Below are 14,630 nucleotides of genomic sequence, written 5' to 3' on the forward strand. Positions count from 1 at the left end.
ATGCCTATAGCAATCAGTCGCCAATCAATGCACGTATATCTTCTTCTGTCTGGGGACCAAAACGGGCCTCCAGAAGATCTCCGTCGGGGGTCACAACAAAGGTTGCTGGCAAGGCAACCGGGCGCTGCCAGTCAAATTCAGGGCCTGGGTCGTTTGCAAGCATGGTGTACTCAATACCCATGCGCTGGCCGAGAGCAACCAGTTGCTCACCCTTCACGCCGTCAAAATTAACCCCGAGCACAGTAATATCAGGGGCATTGTCCAGTTCGTTGAACTCCGGTATTTCTTCCAGGCAGGGCTTGCACCACTCGGCCCAGTAGTTCACCAAAACCCACTGGCCCCGCAGGTCGCTCCAGGCCAGTTTTGTGCCTTCCGCCCTTTCCAGCTCAATTTTTTGACAGCCTGCCAGCAAAGCTATTACAAACAGGGCAACGGTAACGACTGCTCTCCGCGGCAACCGGGAAATGACAGGGTTCTGCAAGGGAAAACCTCCTGTTAGACTGCTCGCCACAAACTATTGCGGCTCCATTTCAACAAACAGGCACGAACATGACAGAACCCATTCGGATTTTCCACAACCCGCGCTGCTCAAAATCTCGCCAGACACTTGAACTGCTAACAGACCGGGGTATTGCGCCGGAGATTATACGCTACCTGGAAACGCCACCAACAGAGCGGGAGCTTTCCGATATCCTTGACGCGCTCGACCGCCAACCCCGCGAGCTCATGCGTACCGGCGAAAGTGAATTCAAGGAACTTGGCCTGGACAACCCGGATCTGAGCCGCGAACAGCTGATTGCTGCTATGGTAGCAAACCCGAAACTGATTGAACGGCCTATTGTGTTTGCCAATGGTAAAGCCGCCGTTGGCCGACCACCTGAAAACGTACTCAAAATTCTTTAGTTACATGACCACCGTTTTAAGGAAACCAAAGTGCCAGAGCAACTGCCGTATATTCTGATTCTCTACTACAGCCGCACAGGGCAGACCGCAGAGCTGGCCAGCCAAATAGGCCGCGGGGTCGCCAGGGTGGGCGGTATTGAGGCAAAGCTGCGCTCTGTTCCTGTAGTCTCACCTGACACTGAGGCATCGTTACCAGCGGTTCCCGATGCGGGAGCCCCCTATGTCAGCAAGTCCGATCTCGCCAATTGTGCCGGGCTGGCCATCGGCAGCCCTACCCGCTTCGGCAACATGGCAGCACCACTTAAACACTTTCTGGATACAACCGGCGATCTGTGGCTGAACGGCGCGCTCGTCGGCAAGCCAGCGGGAGCATTTACGTCAACTGGCAGCCTGCACGGTGGTCAGGAAGCCACAATCCTGACCATGATGATCCCCCTGCTTCATCACGGCATGGTGTTGTGCGGCTTGCCCTACACAGACGAAAACCTGAGTAAGACGACAACCGGAGGCACACCATACGGCCCCTCGCACTGGGCCGGCACCGGAGAGCAGCAACCCCTGAGCAACCATGAGAAGGCACTTTGCCAACTCTTCGGTGAGCGCCTGGCAAAACTGGCGCTCAAACTGGCTGATTGATACGAACACGGCTATGCCACGCAAAGCTCTTTATACTTTTCTGGAATCTGACAATGCTCCATAACCCCAAAGCCCGGCACACTGCGAAAGCAACCCAATTTCTCTATCTGGCCGTGTTGGCAACGCTTTTGATTACAACCTTCTACCCGGCACCAATCGAGGGGGTTTCCATTGCCCTGATTCTATCTGTCAAGCTGATTCCCCTGCTAGCACTGATTGTCCCCGTGTTCCGTGGCAACAATCGTGGATATATCTGGTTAGCCTTTGTGGTGATTTTTTACTTTACTCAAGCCGTTGTTTCATCATGGCTAAGCCAAGGCGCACCCGACCACGTTGTTCTTATGGTACTCACGCTCCTGCTATTCATCATGGCGATGGTTCATTTGAAAGTGAACCGGCCAGTTACAGGCTGACATGCTCCATTACCGGAAAGTGACACCTTATGCCCAACTCCACTAAAACAGAGCAGACGTCCCCGACACTTCAATCGAAGCTGGCAGCGCCTCCGCGCAGCACTCTGACGTTGCGGGATATCTGTACAGCTTTGGTCACCGATGGTGAAATTGGTCAGGAGAGCGCTGAACGGGTGCTTTCCGCCAATCTTGGTGCCGCCAGCAGCCACACAGCGAAGCGCCATCCGCTGGAGCTTGTGGCTATCGCGGCACTCACCAGTGATAAAAGCGGCAAGGTTCTGGATCTTGAGCGACTCACAAAGTGGCTGGCAGATTGGGCTGGCCAACCCTATTACCATATCGATCCCCTGAAGATAGACACGCCCGCGATTGCCCGTGTCATGTCTTACGCATTCGCCCAGCGCCATGACATTCTCGCAGTTGAGATTGGACAGGACGAAATCCTTGTGGCCAGTGCAGAGCCCTTCAAAGTTGACTGGGAAGGCAATCTTCGTCAGGCCGTGCGTAAGGATATCCGCCGGGTGGTGGCGAACCCGGAAGACATCCGCCGATACTCCGTCGAGTTTTACCAGCTCGCAAACTCCGTAAACAAAGCAAGTGGTGGCCAGGCCCCCGCCAATAAGGCTGGCCAGCAGAACCTTGAACAACTACTGGATTTAGGCGCCAGTGATAGTGCCGATGCCAACGATCAGCACGTTGTGCGCATCGTGGACTGGCTGCTGCAATACGCGTTCGACCAACGCGCATCAGACATTCACATTGAGCCACGCCGCACCCTGACTCATATCCGTTTCCGTATTGATGGCGTGCTGCACAGTGTTTACGAATTCCCAGAGCATGTGGGCATGGCCATTACCAGCCGGCTGAAGATTTTGGGGCGATTAAACGTTGCTGAAAAACGCCGCCCACAGGATGGTCGCCTGAAAACCCGCAAACCCGACAACAGCGAAGTCGAGCTGCGCCTGGCCACCATGCCAACGGCATTCGGGGAAAAAATGGTGATGCGGATATTTGACCCGGATGTACTTCTGAAATCCTACGAACAACTGGGATTCAACCGCGAAGACCGGGAGCGCTGGCAGGAAGTCACTTCGAAACCCCATGGAATTGTTCTGGTTACAGGCCCCACAGGCTCAGGCAAGACCACCACTCTGTATTCCACACTGAAACAAATCGCCTCTGCCGAACTGAACGTCTGCACCATCGAAGACCCAATCGAGATGGTTGAGCCTGCGTTCAACCAGATGCAGGTTCAAACCAATATCGATCTGACGTTTGCATCGGGCGTCCGGGCTCTGCTGCGACAGGATCCAGACATCATCATGATTGGTGAAATCCGTGATCTGGAAACCGCCGAAATGGCGGTGCAGGCGGCACTAACCGGGCACTTGGTACTTTCTACCTTGCACACCAATGACGCTCCGAGTGCGCTGACGCGAATGATGGAGCTGGGCATACCGCCCTACCTGATTCGCGCAACCGTGTTAGGCGTTATGGCCCAACGTCTGGTTCGAACACTTTGCTCGCACTGCAAAGCAACAGCGCCTGTTGACCTCCAGGCATGGCAGACTCTAACCAAGCCCTGGAAAGCTCCGCCACCAAAGGAGTTTCACAAACCCGTGGGTTGTCTGGAGTGCCGCAATACCGGCTACCTTGGCCGTGCCGGGGTGTATGAGATCATGACGCTTTCCGGTGCACTGACAAGCCAGATTACGGACCACTGCGAGCTGGAGCAGTTGCGGCTGGACGCCTACCGCGAAGGCATGAAGTCGCTGCGTTTGAGCGGCGCCCAGAAAGTGGCCAGCGGCCTGACCACCGTTGAAGAAATACTCAGGGTAACACCGGCAAGCCAGCGCTGATGCTGCAGTAAGCTAACGGTCAAGTGAGGGAGGCTCTACCCTATGCTCCGGGTCTAAGCCCACACTGCTCAAGCAAAGACTGCCAGGCTTTGGTATGCCTCTCCACGGCGCGATCCAGGTTCGCCCACACACTTTCCACGCCCTCAAGGGCAAGCGCTGAGCGTCGCCACTCACGAAAGTCTGCAGGCATTACCTCTGCCTGCATTTCCGCCAGCTCGGTTAAAGGTTCGATCAAATCCCTACGAGCCCGTCGCAAGTCGGCCAGATAGGGCTGAACTTTTCCTATGTAGATACTGAAAAACATGCCCTGAACGATATCCGATTGGCTGTTGGGCTTGCCGTTGAAGCAGAGTGGCCGGCTAACCAACCGCTGTTGGATCAGGTGAGTGGCATCGTCGAGGCGTGTAGCGACCAGCTTGCTGCTGTTGATGAGTTGCCCTGCCCTATATTCCGCTTGCCAGCGCTGATGCACGTTACCCCAGAAGCCCAGATCTACATCAAGGTTCTGATCGAGAAGCGCTGCCACGGTTTTGTTTAACTGACGGACATCCCGGGCAAGGTCCGAGAGAGGATATTCAGCCCCAACCGGATACTCGCCCTTGGCGAGCGTGAACAGGGTTTCTACTTCGTCCAAGCCCCAGGTAGCGTTCCAGATGGCTATTGGCAGTGACTCACGCTTGCTGGCAATAGCCTGATTTAAAACATCCTGAAGCTCTTCATCCTCCACCGTTTTCAAGCATCCTGCAGCTGCTTGGATGAAGCGCACCTCATAGCGCAAGCGATTCAGGGGCTGCATAACCTTGCCCATCACGGAGTTTTTCTCCCCCACCACATACTGCAGCTCGCAGCCGTACAGCGACAGGAAATCCAACATGCCCAGCTCCAGCTCGGGCATTGGCAGTACGCGGTTACGGCGTCTGGGAATAGGGCTTGCTGAAGGAATCTCTGAAAGCTCTGGCTCTGTGTCCAGAACCCGACCAACCCGCTCCACGTATTCGTCCATCATGGGGCGGGCATTGGAGAATGGATTGCACCCGGCAAGCAGAAAAATGATTGCCGTGGAGACAAGTAGTCTGGCAGATCGGGTTGCAAACATATTTACCTCCCGGCACCCGCTTGTGCTCGCGGGCGAACGACTACCGCTTCAGCAGCAGGGCAGCGTCCACCTCGGCGAAATCCCGGGCGACAAAACGCTCTGTTTCGGGCAAATCACCATCCCGGATCAACCAGGCAGTTTTCATACCTGCGGCCTCTGCTGCCACAAGTTCAGCCTCAACATCCGACAGAAACAGGACAGTAGCGCCCTCTACGCCGAGCTCCTCAAGAATGTTCCGGTAAGCTTCCGGCTCTCTCTTTCCACCAATCCGGGTGTCGAAATAACCAGAGAAAAACGGTGTGAAATCGCCAGACGTGGTAAAACCAAAAATAAGTTTTTGGGCTTTCACCGAACCAGACGAGTAAACGTACAAACGCAGACCACGGTCGTGCCAGTGCTGCAGGTATTGGGCGGCGTCTTCGTAGATATGGCCGTTGAGCTCGCCTTGTTGGTAGCCCTGTTCCCAAACCATGCCCTGAAGCGCCTTGAGCGATGTAGCCTTGCGGTCTTCACGAATCCACCCTTGCAGTGCGTCGATCAATGCCCCGGCATCCTCGCGATCTGCACCGGATTCCTTTGCCACTCCATCCAGTTGTTTCGACACTTCCGGGCTATCCCAATGTTCGCGGATAAATTCCGGCAGGTGCTCGGCAGCATAGGGAAACAGCACATCGTGCACAAAGGAAATGGAACTGGTTGTGCCTTCAATGTCGGTAAGAATCACCCGAATCATACGGCCTCTCCTTCCAGAGCTTCATAGCGCGGTAATTGCCCGGCAATATTGTCCCCGGTGAAGTCCGCGACCCAGCCTTCAGGATTGGTAAACAGGCGGATGCAGGTAAACTCCGGCTCCGGCCCCATATCAAACCAGTGTCGAGTACCTTCAGGCACGCTGATCAGATCGTTCTTCTGGCACTGAACAGCAAACACCTGATCGCCAAGATGCAGATAGAATATGCCCTGACCACGAACGAAAAAACGCACTTCATCCTCGCAGTGGGTATGCTCATCCAGAAACTTCTTCCGGAAAGCCTCCTTCTGGGGGTTATCCGGGTTCAGACTGATCACATCAGCAGTCTGAAAACCGCTTTCGGCCTTCAGCTTCGCGATTTCAGCGCTGTAGGCTTCCAGAATCTCCTCCGGTGCTGCATCCGCCGGCAGGTTCTGGGTGGGCCAGCGTTCAAAACGGACACCCTTGCTGTTCAGCTGAGCGGCTATCTCACCTGGATCATGGGTGATTGCCGGCGCAGCTTCCGGGTTATGTGCGTCAAAAATACTCAAAGTCGTCATGGGCTAACCCTCATGGTTGCAAGCTCACACTCGAAAAGAAACTCAAAGGCCTCCACATGCCGAAGGCAATCCGCCATGGTTTTACCCCAGGTATACAGCCCGTGCCCGCGAATCAGGTAACCGGGTTGCTCAGGGTGTTCAAGGAACCACTCTCGGGTATCTTGGGCCAAAGTTTCAATATCCTGGGTGTTATCGAAAACCGGAACCGTCACCGCTGTCTCGTGGGTTTCCACGCCATCAAACGCCTTTTGCAGTTCGTAGCCATCAAATGTCAGAAGCTCCCCTGCTGGCACCAACCTGCTTAGCACCGTTGCATTAACAGAGTGCGTGTGAAGAACCGCGCCAGCATCCGGAAATACCTGATACAACGCCGTGTGCAGCAAGGTTTCTGCAGAGGCGCGGCTGTTACTCTGTACCGGCCTGCCCTGAAGATCGACCACCATGACATCACCCGCACCCAGTTGCCCTTTGTGGCGACCGGACACTGTAATGGCAATATGATCCTGGTCTACTCGGGCAGAGTAATTGCTGCTTGTGGCCGGAGACCAGCCCCGCTCGTACAGAAAACGCCCGGCATCTGCGATGGATTCGGCAACAACAGCGTATTGGTTTACATCAAACACGGTTTTACTTTCCAGAATGTGAAGCGCATGGCTCGTGAGTTATTCGCAAATGATGCCGTGCTGCAATCAGATCAGCAACAACAGAAATGGCAATTTCTGCGGGGGTTTTACTGGGAATGTTAATGCCAATCGGTGCCCTTAGGCGCTGCAAATCTGCCTCACCAAGCCCCAGCGACAACAACCGCTCCCGCCGGGCGTCAGAGGTTCTTTTAGAGCCCATGGCACCTACGTAAAATGCCGACGACTGCAAGGCCGCCAGCAGGCCCATATCGTCTATTCTCGGATCATGGGCCAGGGCCAAGACTCCGCACCAGCTATCATTAAAGCACTCGGCGACCAGATCATCTGGCAAGCGCCGGTCGAGTGGCAGGTGCGGGTACCCCCAACCAGAGGAAAAAGCCTCCCGCGGCTCGCAAAGGGTTACGGTAAAATCCGCAGCAGTCGCAAATTCCGCCACATAACGCGCCACCTCTCCTGCCCCTATCAGCAGTAACCTGCACTCCGGCTGCAGTGTCTGGAGCAGCTCTTCACCATTAAACACAATACCTGGCTGAGCGGCTGGCTCCGGTAACTCCAGTTCAACTACGCCTTGCAGACTGACTCTCCGAGCTACGGGCTGGCGGCTCCTCAAGGACTCCGCCAACTGCCGCACATGCTCTAGCGCGCCGCTTACGCTCGATGCGGTGCCCAAGGGTTCCACTAGTAACCGGATGCGGCCGCCACAGGGCAGCCGGAAATTGTCACGATCACCGTCGGTAATGCCATAGTCCACGACCACCGGGTAATCCGTGCCCTCTGCCACAGTTCGACGTAGAAGATCCTCTTCCAGGCAGCCGCCAGACACCGAACCACTCCACTGCCCTGTATCACTAACCGCAAGCCAGGACCCGGCGGGCCGGGGCGATGAGCCCCAGGTTTCCACAATAGTGCAGAGCCACACCCGCCTGCCTTGCTCAAGCCATGACAAAACATCATTGACTACCGATTCATGGCCACTGGTCATCTGTGGTGCTGGTGCGTCAGGCATCTGCTTTCAAAGGCAAGGTGCGCTGGCGTTTGCCGGTCAGTGCGAACAACGCATTGCCCAAAGCCGGGATAACCGGCGGCACCCCTGGCTCGCCAACACCGGTTGGCGATTCGGTACTCGGCACTATATCCACCGTTACTTCTGGCCGCTCGTACTGCCGCATCAACTGAACATCGTGGAAGTTGCTCTGCTGCACCTGGCCACCCTCGAAGGTTATCTCGCCGTAGAGTGCTGCGGTCAGGCCAAAAATAATCCCGCCTTCAATCTGGTCTTCCACAATGCGCGGGTTCACCACTTGGCCGCAGTCCACGGCACAGGCCACCTTGTATACCTTGATGGTACCGTTCTCGATGCCGGCTTCGACCACTTGCGCCACGAAGGTTCCAAAACTTTTGAACAACGCTATGCCTCGCCCGCGACCTTCCGGAACCGGGGTATCCCAGCCTGCCATTCGCACAGCCCTGTCGAGGACGTCCAAGTGCCGGGGCTGGCCTTTCAATAGCTTGCGACGGAACTGATAGGGATCTTCTCCAGTTTCGTGTGCCAGCTCATCCATAAAGGTTTCAACGGCAAAACCGTTATGGGAGTAACCCACTGATCGCCAAAAAGTGACAGGGACGCCGGGGTCGGTATGGGTGTGTCGAACATCAAGATTCTCTACGTTGTAGGGGTACTCAATAGCCCCCTCAATTGCAGACATGTCCTTGGGGGTCGCTATCCCTTCGGCCAGCAAGCCAACCTTGCCCAGGGTGTCGTACATGAACTTGGGCGCCCAAGGGTATTGGGCCGGCGCGGCATTACGCACATACCAGTCCAGCAACTGGGGACCAACGATCTGATGGTGCCAGCCAGTCAGCTGATCAGCTTCAAGGCTAGCCTGCATCCGGTGCAACATAGCCGGGCGGTACAGGTCGTGCTGCGTATCCTCTTCCCGCGACCAGATCAGTTTCACCGGCTTTTTCACCCGATAGGCAACTGCTGCAGCCTCTTCGATGAAATCCTGAGTCAAACGACGACCGAATCCTCCACCGAGAAACGTGGTATGAATCGTGACGTCACTTGGGGAAAGATCAGTTACCCGAGCCGCTGCAATTCGGCCAAGATCCGGAGCCTGTGTAGGTGCCCAAACTTCAATACTGTCACCTTTGTACCACGCCGTGGCATTCATCGGTTCCAATGTTGAGTGGGCCAGGTAGGGCTGGCTGTACTCTGCCTCAAATACCTTACCGGCCTTTTTTACAGCCCCCTCATAGTCGCCTTCGCTACGCTCTGACTTGCCGCGATCTTTGTCGGCTGCCTTTCGGTAGGAAGCGAACACCTCGCTAGTGGAAAGCGAGAAGGCATCCGAGTTGTCCCATTCTACTTTCAACGCGCTCTGAGCTTTTCGGGCACGCCAGTACTTGTCAGCAACAATAGCCACGCCGCGCTCAATCTCAAACACATCAAGAACACCCCGCATGGCGCGAACTTCACTTTCATTGAAAGCCTTTACACGGCCACCGTGCTGGGACGGCCGGCTTACCACGGTATAAACCATGCCCGGGAGTTCAACATCTATGCCGTAAACTGCGGTGCCTGTGGACTTTGCACGGGCATCAAGTCTGCCTCGCTGCTTACCAATGTACTTCCACTCACTGGCAGGTTTCAGTGCAACATCTCCGCGAATAACCTCTTTGGAGGCTAGCTCTACCAACTGCCCGTAGCGCACGGAATCCAGACCATTGGGGTGAAATACCCGGCCCTGGCGTGCGGTGCACTTATCCGCATCCACATTCCAGACCCTGGCAGCTGCCATAATGAGCATTTGTCGAGCTGAGGCTCCTGCGGTACGCAGTGGCTCCCAACTGGTTGAGATGCTTGTGCTGCCACCTGTTAGCTGCAGTTTGTACAAGGGGTTGCGATATTCCGGTGCCACAGGCGCAAATCTGGGGGTGATCGCCTCCGGGTCAACTTCCAGCTCTTCTGCAATCAGAGTGGTCAGGCCGGTATAGGTGCCCTGCCCCATTTCCACTCGAGCCAGCGTAAAGTGTATTTCGTCACTCGTTGTTATCTCGAGCCAGGCGTCAGGCTTCCACTCACCCGTTTCTTCCTTATAACCGGTTGGCATTCCGGAGCATCCTGGAAGTGAGAGCGATAGCATCAGCGAACCAGAAGCACCAGCACTTACCTTGAGAAAATCACGTCGGTTCATCGCCATATCAGTTTTCCCCTCCAGCGACAGAAGCATCGTATGCCAGAGAACTTCCTGCCACTGACTCAACTGCGGCAATGATTCGAGAGTAGGTGCCACAACGGCAAAGGTTACCGGTCATGGCTGCAACAATATCGTCCCGGGCAGGCGCCGGATTGGTTGCAAGAAGATGTGCAGCACTCATTATCTGGCCAGACTGGCAATAGCCACACTGGGGCACCCCCTCTGCAATCCATGCTTTTTGCAGGGCGTGCAACTGACCATCTTCCGCCAAACCTTCTATGGTAGTCACCTCACCACCAGCAGCCACCTCTACCGGTGTTGAACAGGAACGCACTGGCTGCCCATTCAGGTGCACAGTGCAGGCACCGCAAAGCCCCACACCACATCCAAACTTGGTGCCTTTAAGCCCGAGCTCGTCACGTAATACCCACAATAGGGGGGTATCACCCTCAACATCCAGCGACCGCTGCTCGCCGTTAACTGTAAGGCTCAGTGCCATGCCTGTTCTCTCCCGCTGTTTGTCCCGGCGTGCTATTCAAGCGTAATCTCCAGATGCACTACTCAGGCTTCTTGTTTTATGTACCAGAAAACTGCTTTATTGCCTTATGCATAGGCGTTACTTCACAACTTCCTCGCCATCTTTATTGACCCACACTTCACGGTCATCTGTATCCATCTTGCCTTTCGAATCCCAAATCTCACGATTCTGGGTTTTTTCTTCAATTTTGCCTTTGTCATCCCAGATCACACGGTCTTTGCATCCCACCAGCGCGACAACCGCAAACATTATCAGTGCAATTTTTTTCATCGAAAACTCCTCAGTTCAGTTTGGGGTGTGGAGCTGATTTCAGTCCTCAGGGCACGAAACAAAGCGCATAGTGCTAACTTGTCCCATACAACTCCCGGTTATGCTGCTTTTCCCTGTCGCTCTTGCGCACCATGACATATACCGCCCCGGTCCCTCCATGGCGCTTTTGGGCCGAATGGAACGCCATTACAGCCAAGAGTTCTGGCAACCACTTGGCAAGATAGCTTTTGAGCTGCGCCACTCCATCAGGGTTCCGCTCGCCTTTGCCGTGAAGAATTATGACCGACCGCAGGCCATAGCGGACACAATCCTCAATAAACTGGAAAACCTCTTTTCGGGCCTGCTCAACCGTCATCCGGTGAAGATCCAACCTTGCCTCGATCGGGTATTGCCCAAGCCGGAGCTTACGGAAGACGCCATTTTGAATCCCGGGGCGCTGCCAACTGAGAATGTCGTGCGCGGTTAAGGGTTCGACTATGTCGGAGGTTAGTGGATTTGCGTCTCTGAACGTTGTTTCCACGGCAGATCGCTGACGCTCCAAATGACCGGGCGTCAATTCACGGGGCGTCGTTATCTCAGCGCGATTAGGCTTTCGAATGCGCCGAACGTCTTTCATTTCCTCAAGAAAGCTGAGGCGATCATTTTTGGTAGTCATGGTCGTGCTTTCAATAACCTGCAGAATGAGGGAACCTTACCACCCGCCACACTTTCCATAAAGAAAGTCGGAGGATTGACTGTACCTGCCCCCAAGCATCCAATGATCGGTCGCAGGTGCGACCAAAATCGTAAGGTGGGCACGCGCGCCAGTGATCTACACTGTAAACTCACGATAATAACGAATGAGCGGATTGGCCATGGCAGCAGCAAATCAGGACAACAGTCGCCCGCAGAATACCCGCTCCATTATGGTCTTCCTGCAAGCACATGCCCCCTTCTCTAATATGGATGATGACCACCTTGCCCACTTTGCAGAACATTCCACGCTGCGTTTCTATGCCGATGGCGATGTTGTTCTTGCGGCCGAAGATGGTGTTGTTAACAGATTCTACGTTGTAAAACAGGGGCGGATTCGTGGAGAGCGCCATAATGAGAAAGCAGATAAAACAGAAACCACGTTTGAAATCAGCATTGGAGAATGCTTTCCCCTCGCGGCCATTGTGGGCGAACGACCGACCCGAACACTGCACCGCGCGGCCGGCGACACCTTCTGCCTTAGCATCGAACAGGATGCCTTTATTACACTGATTTCCGAAAGTGAACCCTTTCGTGATTTCTGCTTGCGCGGTGTCAGCAGCCTGCTTGACCAGGTAAACCAGCGCATACAAACCGGCGCCATGGTCTCCATGGGGTCCAGCATATCTTTGAGCACGCCTCTTGACCGTTATGCGCTTCGCAATCCGATTGTATGCACACCGGATTTGCCCATACGCAAAGCGGTTGCCCTCATGCATGAAAACAACGTTGGCAGCATTGTCATCACCGATGACAACCGACATCCCGCAGGAATTTTCACCCTTCGGGACTTACGCACCATGATTGCAGAAGACACCTGCTCTCTGGACGCTCCGGTGCGCCAGATCATGACGAAAAGCCCCTGTTGCCTCCCCGCAACTGCAGATGCCTTTGCGGCAGCCATGCTGATGGCAGAGCACCATTTTTCGCATTTGTGCCTGGTGGACGAGAACAATTGCCTGATTGGAATGGTGTCGGAACGTGACCTGTTTTCCCTGCAACGGGTCGATCTGGTCAGCCTTGCCAGGACCATTGGCACCGCTACCCATTTGAGAACTCTGGTCAGCCTGCGTACCGACGTTTCGCGACTGGTGGATGCCATGCTGGCCCACGGTGCCGATTCCGGGCAAGTTGTAAAGATCATTACCACGCTTAACGACGTTACTGTGCGGCGCGTGCTTGAACTGAACATCCAGAAAAACGACCCGGGAATACCCTTTACCTGGCTCACATTTGGCAGTGAGGGCCGGCAAGAGCAAACCCTGCTGACCGATCAGGATAACGGCATTCTTTTCCAGACACCCGATGGAATGACGGAAGATCAGGTACGTGAAAAACTACTGCCGTTTGCCCGAACCGTTAACGATGAGCTTGCGGAGTGCGGATTCACTCTGTGCCAGGGCAACATCATGGCCAGCAACCCCAAGCTGTGTTTGAGCGACCGCGAATGGGATGATTGGTTCATCCGATTCATAGATGCCTCCACCCCACAAAACCTTGTGTATTCATCCATTTTCCTGGATATGAGAGCTATTTTTGGCCCAACAGATTCCCTGGATGAGCTCCTTGCAAAAGTGCTCTCGAGAATCCAGAAGAACGCGCTGTTCCAGAAAATGCTGGCAGGCAACGCATTTCAGAGAAAACCGCCGCTAACCATGTTTCGCAACTTTCGCTATGTCACAGACGGTAACAAGCGCAGTCTGGATTTGAAGCGCCAAGGCCTTGCGCCCTTCGTAGAATCAGTGCGCGTGTTTGCGCTGGCTAATGGAATCAAAAGCGCAAACACACTTGAAAGAATGGACGATCTTGCCCAAGCAGGCGTTTTTGACATCAAGGATGCCAACGCATGGAAAGACGCCTACAGCCTTATACAGGCCATTCGCATGCGTTCCCACCAGGAAATGCTGGAACGAGGAGAAGAGCTCACCAACTACATCGATCCGGACGATCTGAACCCGCTGGACAGGCGGATTCTCCGCGAGTCTTTCCGGCAGGCCCAACGCCTGCAACAGAAACTCGAAGTTACCTATCAACTCTGAATTCAGGCCGCTGCCCCATGCTGGAACAGATCAAACAGTGGATTGCACGCCATCGCGCTGGTCAATCGGGCAGCATTGCCCCAGAGAATACGCCTACTCCCAAAACCCCGGGGGATCAGCTCCTTTCAGAGTGTCGCCTGATCGTTCTGGATCTCGAGACCACCGGCTTAAATGCTGGCAAGGATGAAGTCATCGCAGTCGGCGCAGTCGCCATCAACGGAGGGGCTATAGATCTCAGCGACCAATTTGATCTGATTTTGAGGCGCCCTGAACTGGACATTACCGAGACAGTATTGATTCACGGTATTGGGCCAGAAGCTCTCACTCAAGGCCACGAAACCGAGGACGCATTACTGTTTTTGCTGGAATGGATGAATGGTGATCCGGTGCTCGCATATCACTCTGCATTTGATCAAAAGTTTTTGGAGAAAACCCTGAAAGCTGAGCTCGGCTATACCCGAAACCACACTTGGATGGATGTGGCAGATCTGTTACCTGCATTCTTTCCGGACGCCCTCACCGGAGGCAAGGGGCTTGATCACTGGGCAGACTTTTTTGGCCTTGAGGTCAGTGCAAGGCACCACGCGGCCTCAGACGCCCTGGCGACCGCCGAGCTAACCCTCATCGCGCTAAACAGGGCCAACAAAAGCGGTCTGAAAACTCTAAAACAGTTGCACGACAAACTACGCTACCACCGCCGGCTACAAAGCATTCATGGTGTGTGATCTCGCCGATAATCCCTTCTAAAACCGACGTCTGCTGCCACTCTTTACTCATAATTAGACTTTTTGCCAATATCTATATATCACCTTACCGGTAGAGTCAGCCAAGAGAACAAGTAGGGGAAATACTAATATGAATAACAATCTCTCTGGCTCTCTCAGCTCACCAAATACCCACTGCAGACAAACAACAAGACAGGAGTAATCCTAATGTCAGGTCATAGCTACGATGCTGAAAAGTACTGGAAGGCGAACCTTCGCTTAATATTTGGGAGCCTGATTGTCTGG

The 14,630-nt window shown here is 54.5% G+C and carries 16 protein-coding genes; 6 read left to right on the forward strand and 10 right to left on the reverse strand.

Annotated elements, in window-relative coordinates; all coding sequences use genetic code 11:
• Positions 1-13: 13 nt before the first annotated feature.
• Positions 14-466 (reverse strand): TlpA family protein disulfide reductase, encoded by a 453-nt coding sequence (locus RG807_RS16535; protein WP_410804568.1) that lies wholly within the window; start codon positions 464-466, stop codon positions 14-16.
• Between the two features lie 83 nt (positions 467-549).
• Here RG807_RS16535 and arsC point away from each other — a divergent pair, with 83 nt between their 5' ends.
• Genes arsC through tfpB form a run of 4 tightly spaced genes read left to right on the forward strand, consistent with a single transcriptional unit; the run spans position 550 to position 3,811 of the window.
• The gene (gene arsC, locus RG807_RS16540; RefSeq protein ID WP_309045865.1) at positions 550-903 is read left to right on the forward strand and encodes an arsenate reductase (glutaredoxin); all 354 of its coding nucleotides are present in this window, start codon (positions 550-552) and stop codon (positions 901-903) included.
• A gap of 30 nt (positions 904-933) precedes the next feature.
• A complete protein-coding gene (wrbA, locus tag RG807_RS16545; RefSeq protein ID WP_309045866.1) occupies positions 934-1,539 on the forward strand; it encodes an NAD(P)H:quinone oxidoreductase in 606 nt (201 codons plus the stop codon).
• 53 nt (positions 1,540-1,592) lie between these two features.
• Positions 1,593-1,952, forward strand: coding sequence for a DUF2069 domain-containing protein (locus RG807_RS16550; RefSeq protein ID WP_309045867.1), 360 nt, complete (start codon positions 1,593-1,595; stop codon positions 1,950-1,952).
• Between the two features lie 29 nt (positions 1,953-1,981).
• Positions 1,982-3,811, forward strand: coding sequence for a type IV pilus assembly ATPase TfpB (gene tfpB / locus RG807_RS16555; protein ID WP_309045868.1), 1,830 nt, complete (start codon positions 1,982-1,984; stop codon positions 3,809-3,811).
• Positions 3,812-3,851: 40 nt separating this feature from the next.
• Here the strand turns inward: tfpB and RG807_RS16560 are convergent, their stop codons facing one another.
• The 9 genes from RG807_RS16560 to smrA all read right to left on the reverse strand — a co-directional run bounded on the left by RG807_RS16560 (position 3,852) and on the right by smrA (position 11,504).
• Entirely contained in the window at positions 3,852-4,907 is a 1,056-nt protein-coding gene (locus RG807_RS16560; RefSeq protein ID WP_309045869.1) for a DUF3080 domain-containing protein, read from the reverse strand.
• A gap of 40 nt (positions 4,908-4,947) precedes the next feature.
• Positions 4,948-5,640 (reverse strand): acireductone synthase, encoded by a 693-nt coding sequence (gene mtnC, locus RG807_RS16565; protein WP_309045870.1) that lies wholly within the window; start codon positions 5,638-5,640, stop codon positions 4,948-4,950.
• Positions 5,637-6,197, reverse strand: a complete 561-nt coding sequence (locus tag RG807_RS16570) for a 1,2-dihydroxy-3-keto-5-methylthiopentene dioxygenase (RefSeq protein ID WP_309045871.1) — start codon at positions 6,195-6,197, stop codon at positions 5,637-5,639. The genes mtnC and RG807_RS16570 overlap by 4 nt, the downstream gene beginning before the upstream one ends.
• Positions 6,194-6,820, reverse strand: coding sequence for a methylthioribulose 1-phosphate dehydratase (locus tag RG807_RS16575; protein WP_309045872.1), 627 nt, complete (start codon positions 6,818-6,820; stop codon positions 6,194-6,196). Before RG807_RS16575 ends, RG807_RS16570 begins: the two co-directional genes overlap by 4 nt.
• Before the next feature lie 4 nt (positions 6,821-6,824).
• The gene (locus tag RG807_RS16580; RefSeq protein WP_309045873.1) at positions 6,825-7,847 is read right to left on the reverse strand and encodes an XdhC family protein; all 1,023 of its coding nucleotides are present in this window, start codon (positions 7,845-7,847) and stop codon (positions 6,825-6,827) included.
• Positions 7,840-10,044: a xanthine dehydrogenase family protein molybdopterin-binding subunit gene (locus RG807_RS16585; protein WP_309045874.1), complete on the reverse strand. Its 2,205-nt coding sequence runs from the start codon at positions 10,042-10,044 to the stop codon at positions 7,840-7,842. Before RG807_RS16585 ends, RG807_RS16580 begins: the two co-directional genes overlap by 8 nt.
• Before the next feature lies 1 nt (position 10,045).
• Positions 10,046-10,540, reverse strand: a complete 495-nt coding sequence (locus tag RG807_RS16590; protein WP_309045875.1) for a (2Fe-2S)-binding protein — start codon at positions 10,538-10,540, stop codon at positions 10,046-10,048.
• Positions 10,541-10,657: 117 nt separating this feature from the next.
• The gene (locus tag RG807_RS16595; RefSeq protein WP_309045876.1) at positions 10,658-10,849 is read right to left on the reverse strand and encodes a hypothetical protein; all 192 of its coding nucleotides are present in this window, start codon (positions 10,847-10,849) and stop codon (positions 10,658-10,660) included.
• A gap of 73 nt (positions 10,850-10,922) precedes the next feature.
• Positions 10,923-11,504 carry a DNA endonuclease SmrA gene (gene smrA, locus RG807_RS16600; RefSeq protein WP_309045877.1) on the reverse strand — a complete coding sequence of 194 codons (582 nt, stop codon included), beginning with the start codon at positions 11,502-11,504 and terminating at the stop codon, positions 10,923-10,925.
• A 199-nt stretch (positions 11,505-11,703) separates the two neighbouring features.
• On the opposite strand from smrA, the gene RG807_RS16605 reads away from it, so the two are divergent.
• Together RG807_RS16605 and RG807_RS16610 are read left to right on the forward strand one after the other, a co-directional pair.
• On the forward strand, positions 11,704-13,620 hold the full coding sequence (locus RG807_RS16605) for a putative nucleotidyltransferase substrate binding domain-containing protein (RefSeq protein ID WP_298446734.1): 1,917 nt from the start codon (positions 11,704-11,706) through the stop codon (positions 13,618-13,620).
• A 17-nt stretch (positions 13,621-13,637) separates the two neighbouring features.
• Positions 13,638-14,345 (forward strand): 3'-5' exonuclease, encoded by a 708-nt coding sequence (locus RG807_RS16610; RefSeq protein WP_309045878.1) that lies wholly within the window; start codon positions 13,638-13,640, stop codon positions 14,343-14,345.
• Positions 14,346-14,630: the final 285 nt, after the last annotated feature.

It is taken from the genome of Marinobacter sediminicola (assembly GCF_031157525.1).
Taxonomy (GTDB): domain Bacteria; phylum Pseudomonadota; class Gammaproteobacteria; order Pseudomonadales; family Oleiphilaceae; genus Marinobacter; species Marinobacter sediminicola.

Coding starts and splice junctions, on each gene's coding strand:
- RG807_RS16550 (WP_309045867.1), top strand. CDS start 1,593: ATGCTCCATAACCCCAAAGCCCGGCACACTGCGAAAGCAACCCAATTT.
- mtnC (WP_309045870.1), bottom strand. CDS start 5,640: ATGATTCGGGTGATTCTTACCGACATTGAAGGCACAACCAGTTCCATT.
- RG807_RS16580 (WP_309045873.1), bottom strand. CDS start 7,847: ATGCCTGACGCACCAGCACCACAGATGACCAGTGGCCATGAATCGGTA.
- RG807_RS16585 (WP_309045874.1), bottom strand. CDS start 10,044: ATGGCGATGAACCGACGTGATTTTCTCAAGGTAAGTGCTGGTGCTTCT.
- RG807_RS16590 (WP_309045875.1), bottom strand. CDS start 10,540: ATGGCACTGAGCCTTACAGTTAACGGCGAGCAGCGGTCGCTGGATGTT.
- RG807_RS16595 (WP_309045876.1), bottom strand. CDS start 10,849: ATGAAAAAAATTGCACTGATAATGTTTGCGGTTGTCGCGCTGGTGGGA.
- RG807_RS16610 (WP_309045878.1), top strand. CDS start 13,638: ATGCTGGAACAGATCAAACAGTGGATTGCACGCCATCGCGCTGGTCAA.
- arsC (WP_309045865.1), top strand. CDS start 550: ATGACAGAACCCATTCGGATTTTCCACAACCCGCGCTGCTCAAAATCT.
- RG807_RS16560 (WP_309045869.1), bottom strand. CDS start 4,907: ATGTTTGCAACCCGATCTGCCAGACTACTTGTCTCCACGGCAATCATT.
- RG807_RS16570 (WP_309045871.1), bottom strand. CDS start 6,197: ATGACGACTTTGAGTATTTTTGACGCACATAACCCGGAAGCTGCGCCG.
- RG807_RS16605 (WP_298446734.1), top strand. CDS start 11,704: ATGGCAGCAGCAAATCAGGACAACAGTCGCCCGCAGAATACCCGCTCC.
- smrA (WP_309045877.1), bottom strand. CDS start 11,504: ATGACTACCAAAAATGATCGCCTCAGCTTTCTTGAGGAAATGAAAGAC.
- tfpB (WP_309045868.1), top strand. CDS start 1,982: ATGCCCAACTCCACTAAAACAGAGCAGACGTCCCCGACACTTCAATCG.